Raw genomic sequence first — 21131 nt, 5'->3', positions numbered from 1 at the left:
CATGTTCCGTGCCAGTCGATGATGGTGCTAATCGCGCGCCCCGTTTATCTATCTTATTCGGTGACGTATTCCACCACGTTCAGGCCAAAGCCTGACAAGGCATGATAACGCTTGGTCGACGACGACAGCAGGCGCATTTGCTTGACACCAAGATCTGCCAATATTTGCGACCCAATCCCTACTCGGCGAGAGGTCCCCTGCCATTTAGCGCCGGCGGGTTTTTCACCTTTATCTTGCGCTTCAAACGCTTTCACTTTGTTGATAATGGCATCGCTGGTTTCTTCTTTACCCAGAATCACCAACACCCCGCCTTCATCGCTAACCCTTTGCATCGCGCGGGTCAGGCTCCAGCTGCGCTCAGCCGTCCGATCAGATTGGAGCACATCGGTAAAAGTGTCTTGCAGATGCACACGCACTAGGGTGGGATCGGCGGTCACCTCGCCTTTACACATCGCATAATGGATTTGGTTATCAATGGTGTCGCGGTAGGTAACTAAATCAAACTCACCAAATTCCGTCGGCAGTTTACAAGACGCCACCCGTTCAATGGTCGTCTCGTTGAGATTACGGTATTCAATCAAATCGGCAATGGTGCCCAGCTTGATGCCGTGTTTGTCACAGAATACTTCCAAGTCTGGGCGACGCGCCATGGTGCCGTCTTCATTTAAGATCTCAACGATCACGGAGGCAGGACTATAGCCACCTAAACGGGCCAGATCGCACCCCGCTTCGGTGTGGCCAGCACGGGTGAGCACCCCTCCTTCTTGCGCCATCAAGGGGAAGACGTGGCCCGGCTGCACCAAGTCAGCCGCTTTAGCGTCGGGGGTAACCGCGGCTTGCACGGTGCGTGCGCGGTCAGCCGCCGATATCCCGGTGGTAACACCCTCTGCCGCTTCAATCGACACGGTAAACGCGGTGGAAAATTGCGCATTATTGTCCGACACCATCAAAGGCAACCCAAGTTGCTGGCAGCGCTGCTGGGTCAGCGTCAAACAAATCAACCCTCGGCCATGCGTGGCCATAAAGTTGATCGCTTCTGGGGTCACTGCTTCTGCCGCGATGATCAAATCACCTTCATTCTCGCGATCTTCGTCATCCATCAACACCACCATTTTGCCTTGGCGGATATCGTCAATGATTTCTTGAGCGCTACTAATTGCCATCTTGGGATCCTTATTTCAAAAAGCCGGAACGGGCCAATGTGTCTAGACTGACACCCGTTGATTGTGTCGGTTCAGCGGCCTTGTCACCGAGCATCAATCGCTCAAGGTAACGAGCAATGACATCGACTTCGATGTTTACCTTACGCCCAGGCGCAAAGTGCTGAATAGTGGTTTGCTCAGCCGTGTGCGGCACGATGGTAAGTTTAAACGCACTGCCGTTCACATCGTTCACCGTCAAACTGATCCCATCCACCGTGATAGAGCCTTTCAATGCCACATACTTGGCGAGTTCAGGCGGTAATGCAATCCAGTACTCCCAGGCGCGGCCAGTTTGGCTAACGGACGTTACTTCTCCCAAGCCATCAACATGCCCCGAAACCATATGACCGCCAAAACGGGTGGTAGGTAGCATGGCTTTTTCAAGGTTAACGCTATCTCCTACCGACAAGGCGCCCAGCGATGAACGCGCCAAAGTCTCAGAGGAGACATCCGCGCTATAGCCCTTTGCGGTCAATGCGACGACAGTCAAGCACACCCCGTTGGTGGCAATGCTGTCACCCAGTTTGACGTCCGAGAGATCAAGCGCACCGCTGTCGATCGTCAGAGTAACGTCTTGTCCCCGACGACTCAGGGTTTGTACGCGCCCTATCGCTTCAATAATTCCAGTAAACATTGTTCTTAATACTCTTGCGTAATCACGGCATGCTCAGAGAGGCTCGCCCGTAAGCGGACATCGTCACCGACAGTCTTTACCTGGTTAAAGTGGAAACGTGGCGCGTCATCCATCGACTCTAATCCGCCTAATGCGACCAAAGGACGGCTATCGGCCCCTAATAATACCGGCGCTTGGTAGACAATCAGCTCATCCACCAAGGATTCACTCAGCAGTTGACTTGCCAGCCTCGCGCCTGCTTCCACCCATACTTTGTCAATATCATGTTCCGCCAATGCGCGAAGGATAGTGGTGAGCGATGCATCGGGCATCACCCATTCTTGCACGTTATCTGGCCACGCTTTATTACTCGGCGTATCAACAATACGGATCACGTTGCCCGCAAGTTGATAGACACTCGCTTCCGGCACGGTTTGGTTGTGTTTATCCAAGATCACACGTGTCGGTTGGCGTCGCGTCGATTGAGGATAATGGTCGAGGACAGCACGAGGAAGTTGGTTGTCACGGATATTGAGGCTCGGGTTATCCGCAATCACCGTGGCACTGGTCGATAAAATGGCACTGGCTTGCGCGCGAAATGCTTGCACATCGGCGCGCGCGGGCTCCCCAGTGATCCATTTACTGTGCCCATTCGCCAAGGCGGTGCGACCATCGAGGCTGCCTGCCAGTTTGAGCTGCACATAGGGCATTTTAGTTTGCATACGTTTGATAAAACCGGGGTTCAGCGCGTTGGCGCGCTCGGCCATCACGCCCACAACCACCTCAATGCCGGCTTCTTGTAACCGTGCGATACCACGTCCAGCTACTTGCGGGTTTGGGTCTTGCATCGCGCACACGACGCGGCTAACGTTGGCAGCAATCAACGCATCGCAACACGGCGGCGTGCGACCATAGTGAGAGCAAGGCTCTAAGGTGACGTAAGCTGTCGCCCCTTGTGCGCGTGCTCCCGCAGCCTTTAATGCATGTACTTCAGCGTGCGGGCCGCCGGGGGCAATATGAAACCCTTCACCGACCACTTCGTCGCCCTGTGCAATCACACAACCGACATTAGGATTGGGCGTGGTGGTATAACAGCCTTGGGCCGCGAGCGCTAACGCGCGCATCATCATGGTTGTATCCCGATCGCTTTGACTCATTTTTGCAACCGTGCGATTTCTTCGCCAAATTCACGAATGTCTTCAAAACTGTGATACACAGAGGCAAAGCGAATATAAGCCACTTTATCGAGCTCCTTGAGCGCTTCCATGACCAAGTTCCCTACCATGGCAGAGCCAATTTCGCGCTCTCCGGTGGCACGCAAACGTGACTTTATACTGTTGATCGCTTTTTCAATATCATCCGCGCTCACTGGACGCTTTTCTAATGCGCGTTGAATGCCGCCACGCAGTTTCTCTTCGTCAAACGGCTCTCGGTTACCGTTGGTCTTAATCACCCGTGGCATCACTAATTCCGCCGTTTCGAACGTGGTATAACGCTCTGCGCACGCCAAACACTGGCGGCGACGGCGAACTTGGTGACCATCAGCCACAAGACGAGAATCGATCACTTTGGTGTCGGTAGCACCACAGAATGGACAGTGCATGAGTGTCGCCTCCTCAATATCGTCTTGCTAGTGTAACCGATTTGTAGCGATGAAAAAGCCTATCGAAGAGGACTTTATGGTGGTTTTGTGTGCTAAACAAAGCCAGTGAGGCACATCGTGTCGATAAAAACAAAAAAGACGCCCGAGGGCGCCTTATAACCTATTCATTTCCGTGTCATTAATTAGGCATACACAGGCAGACGACGGCAAATCGCTTGGACTTTTTCTTTGGTCTCGGCAATCACTTGCTCATTATCGATATTATCCAAGACATCACACATCCAATGCGCAAGCTGCTCAGCATCTTGCTCAGTAAAGCCACGACGTGTAATGGCTGGGGTGCCTACACGAATACCAGAGGTGACAAACGGGCTGCGTGGGTCGTTCGGCACACTGTTTTTGTTCACAGTGATATTAGCCGCGCCCAGTGCTGCGTCTGCTTCTTTTCCGGTAATGTCTTTATCGATAAGGTCAACCAGCAACAAATGATTATCGGTTGAGCCTGATACTATTTTGTAGCCACGCGCTTGGAAGCCTTTGACCATCGCGCGAGCATTATCAATCACGCGCGCTTGGTAAGCCTTAAACTCAGGCTCCATCGCCTCTTTAAACGCCACCGCTTTACCCGCAATCACATGCATCAAAGGGCCACCTTGGCCACCTGGGAACACGGCGGAGTTGAGCTTCTTATAAAGGTCTTCACCCGCATTCGACAGGATCAAACCACCGCGAGGGCCCGCAAGCGTTTTGTGGGTAGTGGTCGTCACCACATGCGCGTGTGGCAATGGATCTGGATATACGCCTGCCGCAATTAAACCCGCGACGTGCGCCATATCGACCAACAGCCATGCGCCCACTTTATCGGCGATTTCACGCATGCGCTTCCAATCCACCACTTGTGAATAAGCTGAAAAGCCACCGATGAGCATTTTGGGCTTGTGCTCCAGCGCAAGCTGTTCCATTTGCTCATAGTCAATTTTACCCGCTTCATCGATACCGTAAGGGATGACATGGTAATGCTTACCAGAAAAGTTGACCGGCGAGCCATGAGTCAGGTGACCACCATGCGCCAAGCTCATTCCCAGAACCGTATCTCCGGGGTTGAGCAGGGCCATATATACCGCGCTATTTGCTTGTGAACCTGAGTGAGGCTGCACATTCGCATACTCACAACCAAACAGCTCACACGCGCGCTCAATCGCCAGCGCTTCAGCTTTATCGACATACTCACACCCACCGTAATAGCGCTTGCCGGGATAGCCTTCCGCGTACTTGTTGGTCAGTTGAGAGCCTTGCGCTTCCATGACGCGTGGGCTGGTGTAGTTTTCTGATGCGATCAGCTCAATGTGTTCTTCCTGACGTGCCGTTTCTTCTTCAATGGCGGCGAACAGGGCGGGATCGTAATCCGCAATCTTCATGTCACGCTTTAGCATTTGTCTCTCCTGACTTAACATTGGCGGGCAATTACCCATAAAGCAAACGCTAGGGCTTTTTCAGCTCACCTAGCAAAAACCGGCGCAGGGGCGATGGCTTAGATCACGCCTTGGCTTAGTCGCCTTAAGATGACAAATCAAAGCGATTAAGCCAAGGAAAATCGTTCGCCATACCAGCACCACGCAAACGTTTTCGTTACCGCTATGACTGCGTTTGCTATTCTACAAAAAATCCAACCTATCAGGTAGCCTGCGTCACAATTTTTTATCGCGCATGGCAATCGTAATGGTCGGGCGTCAACGAACATAGTCGGTGTAAAGGTTTTACAGCTGAGTATCATAATGCTGACATTCTACATTCAAGTGATTTACCTCCCCGCCTTTCTCTTCGTCCTAATTGGCGATAAAATCCGCGCCCGATTATCCCATTAACTTTTTACCGCCAGCCCTTTGGGTTTTGGCGGGCTTTTTGTTGTTATCACGTTTTTGTTGTTGTCACGCTAATAAGTAGGGAGAAGCCGTGTGAGTCAGTATCAACACAGCTTTAAAGAAGACATTATTGCTATCGCCTCTGGCGCGTTCTTAGTCGCCCAAGGGGTGTTTTTCTTGCAACAAGCCGGACTTTTAACGGGCGGAACCACAGGGCTGGCTCTGTTGGTCAGTCAATTTACAGACTTGTCCTTCGGTACCCTGTACTTTCTGTGTAATTGCCCGTTTTATTTGATGGCATGGTTTCGCATGAGCCCACGCTTCGCACTGCGCAGCTTACTTGCGGGGGGCGCGGTATCGGTGATGGCTGACCATATTGCCTATTTCTTTGAAATTACCTGGCTGGCACCTGCGTACTGTGCCGTCATTGGTGGGTTGCTAATGGGCGTCGGCATGTTGATGATCTTCCGTCACAACGCCAGCTTGGGCGGCTTTAACGTCTTGGTGCTCTATTGTCAGGACAAGTTTGGGATCTCGGCAGGAAAGCTACAAATGGGCATCGACTGCACCATCCTCGCGTTATCTTTCTTCCTCATCGACCTCAACCTCTTGATGTGGTCGGTGGTTGGCGCGATTGTGCTCAACTTAGTCTTGGCGATGAATCATAAGCCCGGGCGCTATCAGGCGCATCCTGCTAACCCCGGGGCTTGAGCGCCCTCTCAACGCTAATCAATCCGACAGCACGGCGGAAAACAACAAAGCCAAGCATGATGCTTGGCTTTTTACTACTGATCGTATTCGCTTATAGCGCGTGATTAAATCGCTTCTTCGTCTTCTTCACCGGTACGGATGCGCACCACGCGCTCAACATCAAAGACAAAGATTTTGCCATCACCGATTTTACCGGTTTGTGCGGTATCAATAATGGTATCCACACACTGCTCAGCCACATCGTTACTGACGATCACTTCAAGCTTCACTTTGGGTAAAAAATCGACCATATATTCGGCGCCGCGATAAAGCTCAGTGTGGCCTTTTTGACGACCAAAGCCTTTTACCTCTGAGACGGTCATCCCCGTAATCCCCACGTCGGCGAGCGCCTCGCGGACGTCATCGAGTTTAAATGGCTTGATGATGGCTTCAATTTTTTTCATTCTGTTATCCCTCTCGTTGGCCGCTGGCCGGTCCTGATGGATCAAGTGTTTAGCTCAAATTGTATCGCAGCAGGATAAAAAATCATCCATCGATTCACGCATAACACGAAAAAGCCGCCAAACGATGGCGGCTTGTATCACATTTAAGGGCTACCCCAAGGTCACCCGCGCATTGCGGAACATACGCATCCACGCACTGTCTTCGCCCCAATCATCTGGGTGCCAAGAGTTGGCGACTGTACGGAATACCCGCTCAGGGTGCGGCATCATAATGGTGACGCGGCCCGACTCTGTGGTCAGCGCGGTAATGCCATTTGGTGAGCCATTCGGGTTAGCCGGATACGCTTGTGTTGGCTGGCCGTGATTATCGGTGTAACGTAGCGCCACCGTGCCGGACGCTTCAATCGTCGCCAAATGCTCAGCATCGCGCACCTCCACGCGTCCCTCACCATGCGATACCGCAATGGGCATCCGTGACCCTGCCATCCCGGCAAAGAAGGCGGAGGGGCTGGATTGCACTTCCACCATGCTAAAGCGGGCTTCAAAGCGCTCCGACTCGTTACGAACAAATCGTGGCCAGTGTGCGGCCCCAGGGATCAATTCATGCAGGTTCGATAGCATCTGACAGCCATTACACACGCCAAGTGCTAAGGTGTCTTCACGCGTAAAGAAGGCACTAAATTGATCGCGCGCGCGGCTGTTAAACAAAATTGATTTTGCCCAACCTTCACCGGCGCCCAACACGTCACCGTAAGAGAAGCCGCCACAGGCCACCAGCCCTTGGAAGCCGTCCAAACTGACACGCCCGGAAAGAATTTCACTCATGTGAACGTCCACGGCGTTAAATCCAGCGCGATCGAAGGCAGCTGCCATTTCCACATGCGAGTTCACGCCTTGCTCACGCAAAATAGCCATGGTCGGTTGTTGACCGGTGGCGATATATGGCGCAGCAATATCTTCGTGCACGTCAAAGCTCAGGCTAGCGTGTAAACCGGGATCGACCGCCTGCTTAGCGTCAAATTCTTGGCGAGCACAGTCCGGATTATCGCGACGCGCTTGCATCTGATACGTGGTTTCAGCCCAAGTCTGACGTAAGTGCTGGCGACTGGCTTGATAGATAGATGCCTCACTGTGACGCAAGATAATCTCATCGCTATCGCTTAAGCCGCCAATCAGGTGACTGCATGCGGTTAATTGATGTTCATCCAACACCGCATTAACACGCTCGAGATCTGACGCTGCCACTTGGATCACCGCGCCCAGCTCTTCGTTAAACAGTACCGACAAGGCATCGTCGCCTAAACGGGCGATATCCACGTCAATACCGGTATGACCGGCAAACGCCATTTCCGCCAAGGTAACGAACAGTCCGCCATCGGCTCGGTCGTGATACGCCAGCAGCTTTTGCTCTGCCACCAAGGTTTGCATCGCATGGAAAAAGCCTTTTAGGCGAGCGCTGCTGGTGACATCGGCAGGCTTATCGCCCAATTGATGATAAACCTGAGCCAACGCGGTTGCGCCCAGACGCTGCGCCCCTTCACCGAGGTCAATTGCGATCAAGTGGCTATCACCTTTATCGGTACGCAGTTGTGGGGTCACGGTACGACGCACATCTTCCACGCGGCCAAAGGCGGTGATAATCAGCGACATCGGCGCGGTCACGGTTTTGTTTTCACCGTCTTGCTGCCACTGGGTTTTCATCGACATTGAGTCTTTACCCACTGGAATGGTCAGTGACAGCTCAGGACACAGCTCCTCACCCACGGCCTTGACCGCTTCGTACAAGCCAGCATCCTCACCGGGGTGCCCCGCCGCGGACATCCAGTTCGCAGACAGTTTAATGTTGGTCAGGCTACCAATATCGGCACAGGCGATATTGGTGAGTGCTTCTCCCACCGCCATACGGGCAGAGGCAGCAAAATCGAGTAAGGCGGCTGGGGTACGCTCACCCATCGCCATCGCTTCGCCGTGGTAACTGTCATAACTGGCCGCCGTCACCGCACAGTTGGCGACCGGTACCTGCCAAGGGCCGACCATTTGGTCACGCGCAACCAACCCGGTCACCGAACGGTCACCGATAGTGATCAAGAAGGTTTTCTCCGCCACCGCCGGCAAGCGTAAAACACGCTCACAGGCATCCTCCAGCTCAATGCCTTGGGTGTTAAGCGCAACACCTGTCACTTGCTGACGCGTCACATCCCGATGCATTTTGGGCGCTTTACCCAGCAAGATGTCCATCGGTATGTCGATGGGGGTATTGTCGAAGTGGCTATCTTCAAGCGACAAGTGACGCGCATCGGAGGCCTCACCAATCACCGCGTATGGCGCCCGTTCACGCTCGCACAAGGCTTCAAAACGCGCCATATTTTCGGGTTTGACCGCCAAAACGTAGCGCTCTTGTGACTCGTTACACCAAATGGCAAGCGGGCTCATTCCCGGCTCGTCATTAGGAATATCACGCAAATTAAAGCGTCCACCACGGCCACCATCATCGACCAACTCTGGCATGGCATTGGACAGGCCACCCGCACCCACATCGTGGATAAAGGCAATCGGGTTATCGTCGCCAAGCTGCCAGCAACGATCAATCACCTCTTGGCAGCGACGCTCCATTTCTGGGTTCTCACGCTGTACCGAGGCAAAGTCCAAGTCTTCCGCCGACTGGCCTGATGCCATCGACGATGCCGCCCCGCCGCCAAGGCCGATGTTCATCGCCGGGCCACCTAACACAATCAGTTTGGCGCCCACATCTATCTCGCCTTTTTGCACATGGCCATCGCGGATGTTACCCATACCACCGGCGATCATGATCGGCTTGTGGTAGCCACGGACTTCTTCCCCCGCATGTGAGGTCACCCATTGCTCATAGGTACGGAAGTAGCCCAGCAAGTTAGGGCGACCGAATTCGTTGTTAAACGCCGCGCCGCCCAACGGGCCTTCCAGCATAATATCGAGCGCAGTGGCAATCCGCTCAGGCTTGCCATAATCGCGCTCCCACGGCTGAATAAAGCCCGGAATTTTAAGGTTAGAGACAGAAAAACCGACCAATCCTGCTTTGGGTTTGCCCCCGACACCGGTCGCCCCCTCGTCACGAATTTCACCGCCTGAGCCGGTCGCTGCGCCTGGCCACGGTGAAATCGCGGTGGGATGGTTATGGGTTTCCACCTTCATCAAAATATGAGCCGGCTCATGATGATATTGATAAGTGTGGCTCTCTGGAGTGGGGAAAAAGCGTCCAACGTTTGAGCCAGTCATCACGGCTGCGTTGTCTTTATACGCCGACAGCACGTTATCTGGGGTTTGCTCATAGGTGTTTTTGATCATCTTAAACAGCGATTTAGGCTGCTTTTCACCATCAATAGTCCAGTCGGCGTTAAAGATTTTGTGTCGGCAATGCTCTGAGTTAGCTTGCGCAAACATCATCAGTTCGATGTCGTTTGGGTTACGCCCCAGCTGGGTGAAGTTCTCGACCAGATAATCAATTTCGTCTTCTGCCAGTGCCAACCCTAAGGCTTGGTTGGCCTCGACTAAGGCGGCTCGGCCACCGGAGAGAATGTCTACGCTATGCATCGGCGCAGGTTCCGCTTGCTCAAACAGCACCGCGGCGGCCTCAAGCTCATCGAACACCGCTTCCATCATCCGATCGTGCAACAATCCGACTAAGGTCGCGTGTTGCTCATTGGTCAAAGGTGCAGATAACTGAATATAGTACGCCGTCCCGCGCTCCAAGCGTTTGACCGCATCCAAGCCGCAGTTATGGGCAATATCGGTTGCCTTGGAGGACCACGGCGACAAGGTGCCAGGGCGAGGCGTCACGAGAAACAATATGCCTTCCGGCGCGTGCGGCGATAAGGTTGGTCCATAAGTCAGCAGCTTTTCGAGCTTTTCGCGACTCGCGCTATCCAAAGGATGATACAAGTCGGCGAAATGAATAAACTCAGCATACAGTGCCGTGACAGGTAACTGGTGTGCTTGGCAGCTCGCCAGTAATTTGTTGACACGAAACTCAGACAGTGCGGGGGAACCACGCAAAATATCCATGTGCGTACGTCTCTCGTTAGCGGTAAATGAAAGGGGTATACCCAAGTTATCGCATCTTGGCACCATAACTTGGGTATCACCACCGGCATTGCCGCAATGGTTGCTCTCTCCGTTATCGTTAACGCTGACTCCCACGTTGCTCGGAGGTGTCGCCACGCCACACGCGCTTTAAGACTGGCGTTTTGCCTAAGCGGCCGCCATTATAGGGGAAAACTGTCACCGACAACACACCTGACGCAACCGTTTGCGCAAAAAATTTTCCCTCTATCGGTCTGACGTCTATTCACGTAGAATGGCGCGTCTATCGATCATCGCTAGCCGTTTGATGCTGGCATGCAACAGTGAGCGACAGCCTTTGACACAGCGTGACTTTTCTTTGCGATCATGGATGATTAGCCTAACGGTGCTTGTGCTTAGCCTCACCGTCACAGGCTGTGATTGGACGTTCGACGATCGTACCGTTCTAGAAAAAATTCGAGACCGTGGTGTCTTAAGAGTCGGGACACTCAACAACGAACTCTCTTACTACATCGGCCCCGACGGCCCTACCGGACTAGATTACGAGCTCGCCGCTCGGTTTGCTGACAAGCTCGGGGTCAAGCTAGAAATGGTGCCCACTTATACGCTTTCCGGCCTCTTTCCAGCCCTTGAACGCGGCGACGTGGATCTGATTGCGGCAGGCCTTACCATTACCGACCAACGTTTAGCTCAGTTTCGCCCAGGCCCTGCCTACTACTTTGTCAGCCAACAAGTGGTCTATAAAAAAGGGCATTGGCGCCCGCGGGATGTTGATGATTTTAATCGTGAAGATGCCATCATGGCGGTAGTGGAAGACTCTAGCCACGACCTCACCTTGCAAGCGTTAAAACAAGACCACCCTGATCTCAGCTGGAAAGTCGTGCAGGACGCCGACGATGATGAGCTGCTTAAACAAGTCGCAGACGGTGAGATTGACTTTACCATTGCCGACTCCGTCGATATTGCCTTGATGCAACGCACCCACCCAGATATTGCCGTCGCCATGGCCCTCAGTGAGGACGAACCCGTGGCCTGGTTTATGAAAAAACAAGGCGACAGCAGCGCCTATGCCTTAATGGTCAACTTCTTTGGTGAGATAAACCAAACTGGCGAATTAGCTATTTTAGAAGAGAAGTATTTTGGTCACGTCGACCAATTCGATTACGTCGATACCCGCGCCTTTTTACGGGCATTGGAGAGCAAGTTGCCTAAGTGGGAGCCGCTTTTCAAAAAGCACGCGAACGATTTTGATTGGCGCTTACTGGCGGCCCTATCGTATCAAGAGTCACATTGGAACCCACGGGCGATCTCCCCCACTGGGGTGCGCGGCATGATGATGCTTACCCTGCCGACGGCCAAATCCGTGGGCGTGCGCAATCGCCTCGACCCAGAGCAAAGCATTAAAGGCGGCTCGCTCTACCTGCAACGTGTACTTGACCGTGTACCAGACAGTGTTAATCCACACGAGCGCATTTGGTTTGCTCTCGCGTCTTACAATATTGGTTTTGGCCATATGATGGATGCGCGCCGACTGACGGAGGCGCAAGGCGCCGATCCTAACTCTTGGAGTGATGTAAAACAGCGTCTGCCACTGTTAGCCAAACGCCAGTATTACACCCAAACACGCTACGGCTACGCGCGTGGCTACGAAGCGCTTAGCTACGTCGAAAATATTCGCCGCTATTACCAAAGTATTCTAGGCTATGAGAAAGCGCACGTAGAGTCACTCGACAGCCAACAAGTTGAAGATCTCGGTGGTCTGCAGACGATCGTCGCCCCTGACGAGCCGTCGGAAAATGCCCCCGAGCAAACAACCGAGCAAGCGCCTGACCCGGCGTCATCGCAGTCAGAGGATAACTCGACACCGCAATCAGACACGCAACCGCAATGAGGACAGCATGGTTCCAAGAAAACGGCTGGTGAAACAAAGCTTTCGCAAAAACAACATTTCATCCGCTAACCGGCGTAAGCGTATGCGCCAAAATATGCACAAGAAGGTACTTTGGCGACAACGTGCCTTTGCGATTCGTGAATTTGCGGCCTTTGATGACGCGTTTTAGGACACCTTGCCTGAGTCAGGTAAGCAAGATTGAGATTGACAGGCTGCTTTTTTAGCGGCCTTTTTTTCGGCACGACGACGGCGGAAAAAGGCTTGCAGTTGCGCACGGCATTCCGCTTCTAACATCCCTCCCTCACTTTGCACATGATGATTAACACCGTCATAGCTGAGTAAGTTCATTACCGAGCCAGCGGCCCCGGTTTTGGGATCAGGCGCGCCAAAGAAAACCTTTCTGACACGGCCATGCACCATCGCCGCCGCACACATGGGACAAGGCTCTAATGTCACATAAAGATCCGCGTCTAATAAACGATAATTACCCAGCACTTGGCCGGCTTGGCGTAATGCCATCACTTCGGCATGGGCCGTCGCATCATGCTGAGTAATGGTTCGGTTCCACCCCGTGCCCACCACCTCACCTTGATACACCACGACAGCGCCGACAGGCACTTCACCCTCTTGCTCCGCTTTGTCTGCTAGCTGGATCGCGTGGCGCATATAAACGTCGTGCTCGCTACCCGACGCATGTGGATCTTTCATCCCAACCTCTGTGACTAACAACCTAATACGCCCTCAGTATACGATACAAATAAGCCGGCTCGAAGGCCGGCTTAAGACACTCAACGCGCAACCGCGTATTACTGCACCAAGTATTGGTAACTGGCTTGAATGCCCAGAGGCAATCCTAGCGCCCAGTAGGCGAGTAAGAATAAGGTCCAGCCCACCAGCATGGTCAGAGAATAAGGGATCATCATTGAGGCCACGGTACCAATACCCGTGGTTTTTACATAACGCTGGCAGTACACCACCACCAACGGGAAGAACACCATCAATGGCGAGATAATGTTCGACACGGAATCACCCACACGATAAGCCGCTTGCGACAATTCAGGGGAAATGCCCACGACCATTAACATCGGCACGAGAATCGGCCCAATCAGCCCCCATTTCGCCGACGCGGAACCAATCAATAAGTTCACCATTGCCGTCAGCAAAATCATCCCCACAATCGTCATCTCACCTGGCAGGTTCATTGACTGCAACAGCTCCGCGCCGTTGAGCGCCAACAAAGTACCAATGTTTGATTGCGTAAATGCGGCTAAGAATTGCGCGCAGAAAAACGCCATCACCATATAAGCGCCCATGGTCGCCATGGTGTCAGACATGGATTTGATCACGTCTTGGCTGGTTTTAAAGGTACCCGCGGTTTTGCCATAAACAATGCCTGGAATTATAAACAGCACAAAAATCAGCGGCACGATCGATTGCATAATCGGTGCATCAAAGGCGGTCAGCTCGCCCGCCGGTGAGCGAAGCGGTGACGTTTCCGGCCATGAGGCCGCCACCAGCGCGGCAATTCCTAGCAGCATCGCCAGCCCAGCTCGATTAAACGCCTTCCCTTCAATCGCCGTAAAAGAGCCTAAATCCGGTGCGTCTTCTGCATCCTCATCAATCGGCGTGCGATTAAGACGTGGCTCGACTATTTTCTCAGTCACAAACCAGCCCAGCGCCACAATCAAAATCGATGACAGACCAGTGAAATAGAGGTTCGCAAGCGGGTTTACCTGATAGCTATCGTCCAACACATGCGCGGCAGATTCAGTAAAACCGGCCAGCAAAGGGTCAATCCCTGACGGAATAAAGTTCGCGGAGAAGCCGCCGGATACCCCGGCAAAGGCAGCAGCAATACCAGCCAACGGATGACGACCCGCGGCGTGGAAGATAATCCCACCCAGCGGGATCACCAGCACATAGCCTGCATCTGCGGCGGTATGAGAAACGATCGCCACCAGAATCAGCATCGGCGTAAGCGCTTTCTTTGGCGTCACACTCAGCATTTTCTTAAGGCCGGTGGTAATAAAGCCGGACTGGTCAGCCACCCCCACACCGAGCATCGCCACCAAAACAATCCCCAGCGGCGCAAATCCAGTAAAGGTGTCAACCATATTGGCTAAAAAGTGGGCGAGCGCACTACCGGTGAGCAGGTTTTTAACTTGGACAGCGTCACCGGTCAAAGGGTGGACTGAATCAAAAGAGACCTGAGAGAGAATGGCTGATAATACCCACACGGTGATCAGCCCCCAAAAAAACAATAGCGCGGGATCCGGAATTCGGTTCCCTGCCCGCTCTATCATGTTCAAAAACCGATCCATGCCGCGCGGCTGGCCAGCATCGGTTGAGTCGCTTATGTGTTGGCTCACTGTTTACTCCATTTTTCGATGTTGTGTCTTTGCTTACCTGATCCACCAGGCTTTAGCGACATTAAAATGACAATCCATCGCCAGTAAAGCAAAAAACAGCATAGTTAGCCATAAGCAAGCCAGTTAACCAAATGTTAAATTGATTTGTAGTTAGAAAAGCAGCACAAAAAACGGATGCTTACTGAGGACACTGAAACATTTAGAAACAAAAAACCTATATGGCGTGGAAGTCGTGTTTTAACCCCTAGCAATCTATGTCATCAAATATATGATGGAGGTAAACCCACTCGAGGAGAGCACCATGAAATCCATTTCGCGTGTCATAAAAGCCCCTGCACCGCACTGGGTCGGTAATGGTTTCCCCGCCCGCTCGCTGTTTTCCTATCACAATCAAGCGGCGGAGATGAGCCCCTTTTTACTGCTGGACTATGCTGGCCCAATGCACTTTCCGGCGGATGGCGTGAAGCGAGGCGTGGGTGAGCATCCCCATCGCGGCTTTGAAACCGTGACCATTGTGTATCAAGGTGAAGTGGCGCATCGTGACTCCACCGGTAAAGGCGGCGTGATTGGCCCCGGGGATGTACAGTGGATGACCGCAGGTAGCGGCATTATGCACGAGGAGTTTCATTCCAGTGCGTTCAGCCACACTGGCGGCAAGCTGCAAATGGCGCAACTGTGGGTTAACCTCCCCAAAAAAGACAAAATGACCGACCCGAATTATCAAGGCATTCGCAAAGCCGATATTCCCGATGTTGCCCTAGCCGATAAGGCGGGCACATTACGGCTCATAGCCGGTGAGTTTGAGGGCCAGCAGGGGCCGGCCAAGACCTTCAGCCCTATGCAGGTTTGGGATATACGGTTAAACGCTGACGGAAAAACGCAGCTTACGCTCCCCCAAGACTGGACCACCGCGGTGGTAGTATTGGAGGGCAATGTCAGTATCAACGGCGCCGACCCCATTGGCGACGCCGATATAGCACTGCTTAGCCGCCAAGGCCGCGAGGTCGCATTGCACGCCTCACAAGATAGCGTAATTTTGCTACTCAGTGGCGAGCCCATCACCGATCCCATCGTCGGTCATGGCCCTTTTGTGATGAATACTAAGCAAGAGATTTTGCAAGCGTTCAACGATCTGCAAGCAGGTAAATTCGGACAGTTATAGCGACTGAGCCGGGACCGCCGTTATCCGCGAATACCAATAGAAAAGCCCGACATTTGGCGGGCTTTGTTTTTTGAAACTGTTCTTACAACGCTAGCCCTGCCCAAAAGTCATTTTGCAGCTGCTCTATCCTCTCATAACTACAAAAGTTCTGACTTCTGAACTGAGCCCTGACCAGAGTATCTATATCAGCTGCCAATTTGGTAATCCGGCTGATGGTCTCCGGATTGGTAGCAGGCTCAGATAAAATCATTCTCAAATCGTATCCGAGCAAGAAGGCCCCTTGCCGCTCGGTATCATACTCTAAGTGCTCTGCCGGGATATAAGGCTCCCACAAACGATCCGCCTGAACATGCTGATACTCAAGAAGAATAGTTAGAAAGTCAGATGCGTCTTTACTGCTCTCGTCACCCCGCTCCTGCCAAGCAATCAGTTTTAGCAAAGTCAGCCCAGCCAAAGACGCAACTTTGATGGTATCGCCTTGCCCTAGTTCTATTGATAGAGCGGCATCGTAAGCTTCCTGAAATCCAGCTACCGTCATAGTGACAGCATGCTCCGGTGGCCATTGTATTTCACCTGCGTCATCGGCGATGGCACCAAAGGGAATAATATCAATTGGCAAACCACTGTCAGGATCTTTAAGCCGATGCGCTTTATTGGTTGCGCTTAATCCGGCATCCAGCAAAGCCTGCTTTACACTGGCGAACGCGTCCCAATCCGGTATCAGAATGCCAGTATCAATATCCCGAGTCTGACGGCCGGGATCACGGCCAAACACATGATACAAAACGAGATCTCTTGCCGTTGCCCCAGCAACAAAAAATGGTACGCCAGTTTGCTGAGTTGTGCGGGTGATCAGTGTCAGTACAGGCTCAAACCCGGGGTTCAGGGAGTGTTTTAAGGTGTAGATATTGCTCATTGATAAGTTCGGCAACCTCCTTGTTTCGGCTATCTCTGCTTGCAAGTAGCTCAGCGACAGCCAGCAATGCCTTGGCATTGATATTAATATCCAGCGCCTTTCCCCAGAATGCAGGCACCAACCAGAGCCTGCCAGAAGCGTCTGGCTTTGCTTTGAGCAGCGCAAGCTTTTTTTGCAGTGGCTCAAAGGTAAAGAGCTGTAACTCATAAGGCTGCAAATAGCGTGTTAGTTCATCGGCAGCGACTTCTCCTCCCCAACAATCCTTGGATGCTAAAGGAATGTCTCGCCAATCATCCGGCGCAACTAATTTTAGCCCTCCGAGCTTTGGTCTAAGCACGGTACGATAGTGTTCAATCCAGATCTGATAAAGGGCCTCTTTATCCAGAATGCGACGGGTACGACCAAGACTGACAAGCTTCTCGGCTTCTAAATATTTAAACCCCTTACTCACCATACCTAATGAGATATTTGCCATCTCGGCTATGGCTCGAAACGGCAGATGTAACACATCTTCTTGAGCCAACAAAGCAAACAGAAGCTTCATAAAACCTAACCCTGGCTTTGCCGGCTGTGGAATTGCAAGGTGGTTTTCAGTGAGATTTTTGCCCTCAATCCATAGATTTAGCCCGTCATAGCTCACGCGAGCATTACCGGCCTCATCAATAAAATTGATCGCGTTCGTAGAGCAAAAGTCGGCGAGATGAGCCGTTAGTCTGTTGCATACCAATAGAGTGTCTGAACGAGCAGCGCCTAGTAATGCTGATAGGCTCTCTTTACGATGGATACGCTTTATTTCAGTGCTAAACAAATAGCGTTCGCCGTGCACTGTCAGAGTCACCTCGGCATCGGTGTACGGCCCACCATCCGGCTTAGGATCAAAAGAGAACTCCCCTTGAATATGCGAAGGCAGATTATCCAAAGCTAGCTTTAGTAGTATCGCGTTCTCGTTCACACATAAACACCGTTCATGAATCATGAACAAATAATAGTCGTGAACGATACATTCCGCAAGATGGGCGGAGAGCTTGAGTTAAGCTGGCACCGGTTAACATGACACGCGACTGATACTGCGTGATTACGATGCACAAGTTGGCGAAGTATGAGCCAACGTGAAAGCGATGAACAAAGTCATAAGACTCGGTATGCCTGTTAGCTATCGAGTTGATTGATGGGAGAAATCCCTTTGGGATTAGTGCTTTAGGTGAGTAACTTGATCAACAACGCCGTTTTTAACGTTCGTCTTTAATGGTGCTTCCTTTGGCGGCTTTTTTCCTTCTGCTTTGCGGTCACTGGTGATGTCTTCATTCAATACATCAAGGTAAGCGCCTCAAAGGTCTAGCTCGAAACCTAGACCTTTTCCAGCAGTGGAGCTAAGCGAAAGTAGCCTTTTCTTCTAACTGTTTCTTATAACAACTTGCTCATATTCAGCGCGAAGTTGGGCATAAGACTCATGTCGCAATAGACGGTTTTCGTCTAGTTCAATGATATGAGCATCCTGTTTATAGGTGGATAAGGCGTCGTTGTCCATAGCACATAAAATCACTTGATAGCCATTAGGAATGTTGTCAGTAACAACATCCATGACTTGCTCATATCGGTGCTTTGCCTGTTCTTGTTGGTTAGGAGTATCGATAACAAACGGAGCGAGTTGGCAATGGTTGGCATAATTAATCTGGCGAAGAACGGCAAGCTGGTAGGCTAGTGTACCTCGTGTCCCTTCTGCTGCACCGCCACCTAGGATTTTTCTATAATCCATCGGCGCTTTGACACCATTTAGGTTAACTCCAGTAGCCGATAACGCGTTGATGATTTCGGCTAAATTGCCCATAAATAACTCGTTCAACTCGTCCTTCTCTTTCTTCTTAACAAGCTTGCGTTGCTCTGCTTTTATGCCTTTCTGCTTGTCCTTAGCACATTGCGATTGAAGTACGTAGCTTTCTTTTTTCTGAGCAACGCTACTATTGACTTTCTTTTGGGAAATAGCATGAAGTGCTTGATCAAATATCTGTTGTTCATTACATTTATCTTCAGGAGCATCTTCTTTTAAATACTTACAATTTATTCGCTCTATTTCAGAGGTTATAAAATTCAACTCTTCTGTTAACCCTGTACGTTGTCGATATTTAACTTCAAGTGCAGCTTTAATGCTATATGCTTGTTGCTCTAAGTCTTCCTTGTCAGCTAAAAGACCAGCACGAGTTAGCAAAGAGTTGTCGTGTTCAACCCCACATAAAGGGCATTCTAGAGAATCTGAGGGCACGTTTTCTACTGCGAAAGTGTAATCTTCGTCGAGCTCTCTTGCAGAAGTACTAGCAATAAGGTGTTGTTGTTCTAAATCATGGATTTCATTTGCTAGCGCTGAACGTTGCTCAAAAAGCTCAGACTGGTGAGCAGAAAACACTGTTAGTTCTTTTTCAATCTCCTGCTGAATAGATTCAAATTCTTCTTGAGTAAAAGCAATAGTCTGCTCTGGTGCTACCTCTTCAAGGACGCTAATCGCATCTGAAATACGACTAGCTTGTTGATTAGCTTCTTTTTCTATAGCTTTTTGCGCAAATACATCCTCTTCAAGTTCAAAGTGCTCGCTAGGTAAGTAACCACAGAAGTATTTGATTAATGTTTTTTTGAAATTACTGTATTGACCGAGCCCTTCAAAGCCATTCCATGGTTCATCCCAACTTTTCTTCTGGTCAATGTAGAATGGTAGGAAGTAAAAAGCAGGAGGAGGGCAATCAAGGCCATCTTTCCTATTTGCTAGCATTAGATCAAAACCTACTTCCTCTGCGAAGTCTTCAGCAAACTTTCCCGTTACTTTAGAGTATTTCGTTAATGTAGAACCTTTACGGCCAAAATAAACTCCATCTGCATATCGGCTAACAATGTATTCCTGCTGATTTATTTTGAAGTACAAGATGGCCTTAACGTCATTTGATCTCCATTCTTCATCAAAGTGAGGTTCGCAACCAATGGCCCAGAGTAGACTTTTTACTAATGTTGATTTTCCAATACTATTGTCGCTTCCGGTAACGAGATTGAGTCTCTTCGGAAACGTGAACTGATTCGCCAGTTTTTTCGAATCGGACAGTAGAACTAGACGTTGAAATTGCAAGCCTTTCATTTTTATGTTTCCTAAGATTTCTTATCAATAACTTGTAATTACTTTTCATCATTAAGCCTTTAATAAGCAGTAGATGACTTCTAAAAGCAGTTCATCTTGGTCACTAACCTTCACAAGTAAACCATCTTCAATGGCTTGTTTACCTAGAGCCTCAAGATAAGTGATATCGTCAGCATAATTATTTTCATCGACCTTACAGTGAGATCGTTTAAATACACTCGTAATCTCAATATCTAGCGCACTCATAAACCCAGATCTTCGTAGTGCTAGCAAAGCCAGTTTACTCTTGAAAGTGCGCTTTTTTTTTGCCTTCCAACCTAAATCTCTTGCTAAGTCGTCAAAGTCACTTTTTAATTCATCTACACTTGGATGAGTTGTATATTGAGTGATCACGTTATGTACTTCAGTAGAAGTGAGAGATTTATTGTCGATTAGTCTTGCCCAATCTCTATAGTCATACTCGACGCGGCCAATTCGTCCCATCTCATCAACGACAGAGCGATAGATGTTTACAGGGTTGCAATATGCTCCGGGGAACAGCGTATTTACGAGACGAGCAAAGTGAGACAGAACATAATCTTCCTGATTTTTTAACTGTACATCAGGGACAATAAACTGTAAGTGCTCTGGTAGAACTTCAATTCCTAGTTCATTATCAATATTTTGAGTCAAACTTGCCAAATCACTTGTGGCAATGTCTCCAACCTTGATCACGTCCAGCTTTAACCCTTTATCAAGGTTTAGGCTAAACCCGCTTGAGGAGACCAATCCAATAATTGTAATTCGGTCTTCATATTCTGTATTAATGCAAGAGCTAAGTAATTTCCCTAGAACCGAGTTCTTAAGAGTATCATTGGCTCCCTTTTGTCTGTTGGTGAGTGAAGCTAGTGTGTACTTAGCACTTTGGTTTTTTACTTGATAAAATTCAAATTGGGCTTTATCAGCATCTAAGCTATCTGCAATTACGACATCCTCATGATGCTCAATTAGTAATGCATATTCTTTCTTACTCTTGTGCTTCTCAATGATCTCGCACAACGCCCAATGAAATTGAAAATTATATTTACCAAAGGTGCTTGCCCCTGCGGATTCTCTCTGAGCTTCTGCGAGTGGATTGTCTGCCATATGACCTAAACCAACTAAAAGTGATTTTTACTTTTAAAATAAATATTAACATAAAAT

At 50.5% G+C, this 21131-nt stretch carries 17 protein-coding genes; 4 read left to right on the top strand and 13 right to left on the bottom strand.

Features of this window, described 5'->3' with window-relative positions:
- Nucleotides 1-53 precede the first annotated feature (53 nt).
- The 5 genes from ribBA to glyA form a co-directional block, all read right to left on the bottom strand.
- Complete coding sequence (ribBA, locus tag BZG20_RS02115) at nt 54-1163, bottom strand: bifunctional 3,4-dihydroxy-2-butanone-4-phosphate synthase/GTP cyclohydrolase II (RefSeq protein ID WP_046074981.1); 1110 nt, start codon at nt 1161-1163, stop codon at nt 54-56.
- A gap of 10 nt (nt 1164-1173) precedes the next feature.
- Complete coding sequence (locus tag BZG20_RS02110; protein ID WP_077577994.1) at nt 1174-1836, bottom strand: riboflavin synthase; 663 nt, start codon at nt 1834-1836, stop codon at nt 1174-1176.
- 5 nt (nt 1837-1841) lie between these two features.
- Nucleotides 1842-2972 (bottom strand): bifunctional diaminohydroxyphosphoribosylaminopyrimidine deaminase/5-amino-6-(5-phosphoribosylamino)uracil reductase RibD, encoded by a 1131-nt coding sequence (gene ribD / locus BZG20_RS02105; RefSeq protein WP_077577993.1) that lies wholly within the window; start codon nt 2970-2972, stop codon nt 1842-1844.
- Complete coding sequence (gene nrdR / locus BZG20_RS02100; protein WP_046074984.1) at nt 2969-3418, bottom strand: transcriptional regulator NrdR; 450 nt, start codon at nt 3416-3418, stop codon at nt 2969-2971. The genes ribD and nrdR overlap by 4 nt, the downstream gene beginning before the upstream one ends.
- A 182-nt stretch (nt 3419-3600) precedes the next feature.
- Nucleotides 3601-4851 carry a serine hydroxymethyltransferase gene (gene glyA, locus BZG20_RS02095; RefSeq protein WP_046074985.1) on the bottom strand — a complete coding sequence of 417 codons (1251 nt, stop codon included), beginning with the start codon at nt 4849-4851 and terminating at the stop codon, nt 3601-3603.
- A 522-nt stretch (nt 4852-5373) separates the two neighbouring features.
- Between glyA and BZG20_RS02090 the strand changes: the two genes are divergently transcribed.
- Nucleotides 5374-5991: a YitT family protein gene (locus BZG20_RS02090; RefSeq protein ID WP_046074986.1), complete on the top strand. Its 618-nt coding sequence runs from the start codon at nt 5374-5376 to the stop codon at nt 5989-5991.
- A 104-nt stretch (nt 5992-6095) separates the two neighbouring features.
- On the opposite strand, the gene glnB is transcribed toward BZG20_RS02090, so the two are convergent.
- Both glnB and purL read right to left on the bottom strand, forming a co-directional pair.
- The gene (gene glnB, locus BZG20_RS02085; RefSeq protein WP_046074987.1) at nt 6096-6434 is read right to left on the bottom strand and encodes a nitrogen regulatory protein P-II; all 339 of its coding nucleotides are present in this window, start codon (nt 6432-6434) and stop codon (nt 6096-6098) included.
- Between the two features lie 150 nt (nt 6435-6584).
- The gene (purL, locus tag BZG20_RS02080; protein ID WP_077577992.1) at nt 6585-10475 is read right to left on the bottom strand and encodes a phosphoribosylformylglycinamidine synthase; all 3891 of its coding nucleotides are present in this window, start codon (nt 10473-10475) and stop codon (nt 6585-6587) included.
- Nucleotides 10476-10863: 388 nt separating this feature from the next.
- Between purL and mltF the strand changes: the two genes are divergently transcribed.
- Both mltF and BZG20_RS16040 read left to right on the top strand, forming a co-directional pair.
- On the top strand, nt 10864-12384 hold the full coding sequence (gene mltF / locus BZG20_RS02075) for a membrane-bound lytic murein transglycosylase MltF (protein WP_077578143.1): 1521 nt from the start codon (nt 10864-10866) through the stop codon (nt 12382-12384).
- Nucleotides 12385-12391: 7 nt separating this feature from the next.
- Nucleotides 12392-12553, top strand: coding sequence for a hypothetical protein (locus BZG20_RS16040; protein WP_167369481.1), 162 nt, complete (start codon nt 12392-12394; stop codon nt 12551-12553).
- Here the strand turns inward: BZG20_RS16040 and tadA are convergent.
- Together tadA and BZG20_RS02065 are read right to left on the bottom strand one after the other, a co-directional pair.
- Complete coding sequence (gene tadA, locus BZG20_RS02070) at nt 12550-13092, bottom strand: tRNA adenosine(34) deaminase TadA (RefSeq protein WP_077577991.1); 543 nt, start codon at nt 13090-13092, stop codon at nt 12550-12552. The two genes, BZG20_RS16040 and tadA, sit on opposite strands and share 4 nt — an antisense overlap.
- 98 nt (nt 13093-13190) lie before the next feature.
- Nucleotides 13191-14705, bottom strand: coding sequence for an AbgT family transporter (locus BZG20_RS02065; protein ID WP_077578142.1), 1515 nt, complete (start codon nt 14703-14705; stop codon nt 13191-13193).
- Nucleotides 14706-15054: 349 nt separating this feature from the next.
- On the opposite strand from BZG20_RS02065, the gene BZG20_RS02060 reads away from it, so the two are divergent.
- A complete protein-coding gene (locus tag BZG20_RS02060; protein ID WP_077577990.1) occupies nt 15055-15915 on the top strand; it encodes a pirin family protein in 861 nt (286 codons plus the stop codon).
- Between the two features lie 82 nt (nt 15916-15997).
- Here BZG20_RS02060 and BZG20_RS02055 read toward each other — a convergent pair whose 3' ends face one another.
- The 4 genes from BZG20_RS02055 to BZG20_RS02040 form a co-directional block, all read right to left on the bottom strand.
- Entirely contained in the window at nt 15998-16831 is an 834-nt protein-coding gene (locus tag BZG20_RS02055) for a nucleotidyl transferase AbiEii/AbiGii toxin family protein (RefSeq protein WP_077577989.1), read from the bottom strand.
- Entirely contained in the window at nt 16785-17783 is a 999-nt protein-coding gene (locus BZG20_RS02050; RefSeq protein ID WP_077577988.1) for a type IV toxin-antitoxin system AbiEi family antitoxin, read from the bottom strand. Before BZG20_RS02050 ends, BZG20_RS02055 begins: the two co-directional genes overlap by 47 nt.
- A 441-nt stretch (nt 17784-18224) precedes the next feature.
- On the bottom strand, nt 18225-19949 hold the full coding sequence (locus tag BZG20_RS02045; protein ID WP_077577987.1) for a hypothetical protein: 1725 nt from the start codon (nt 19947-19949) through the stop codon (nt 18225-18227).
- 51 nt (nt 19950-20000) lie between these two features.
- Nucleotides 20001-21074 carry a DUF4297 domain-containing protein gene (locus BZG20_RS02040; RefSeq protein ID WP_077577986.1) on the bottom strand — a complete coding sequence of 358 codons (1074 nt, stop codon included), beginning with the start codon at nt 21072-21074 and terminating at the stop codon, nt 20001-20003.
- Nucleotides 21075-21131: the final 57 nt, after the last annotated feature.

The sequence above is a fragment of the Salinivibrio sp. IB868 genome, from assembly GCF_001995655.1.
Taxonomy (GTDB): domain Bacteria; phylum Pseudomonadota; class Gammaproteobacteria; order Enterobacterales; family Vibrionaceae; genus Salinivibrio; species Salinivibrio siamensis.
This window is presented reverse-complemented; position numbering and strand designations above follow the sequence as displayed.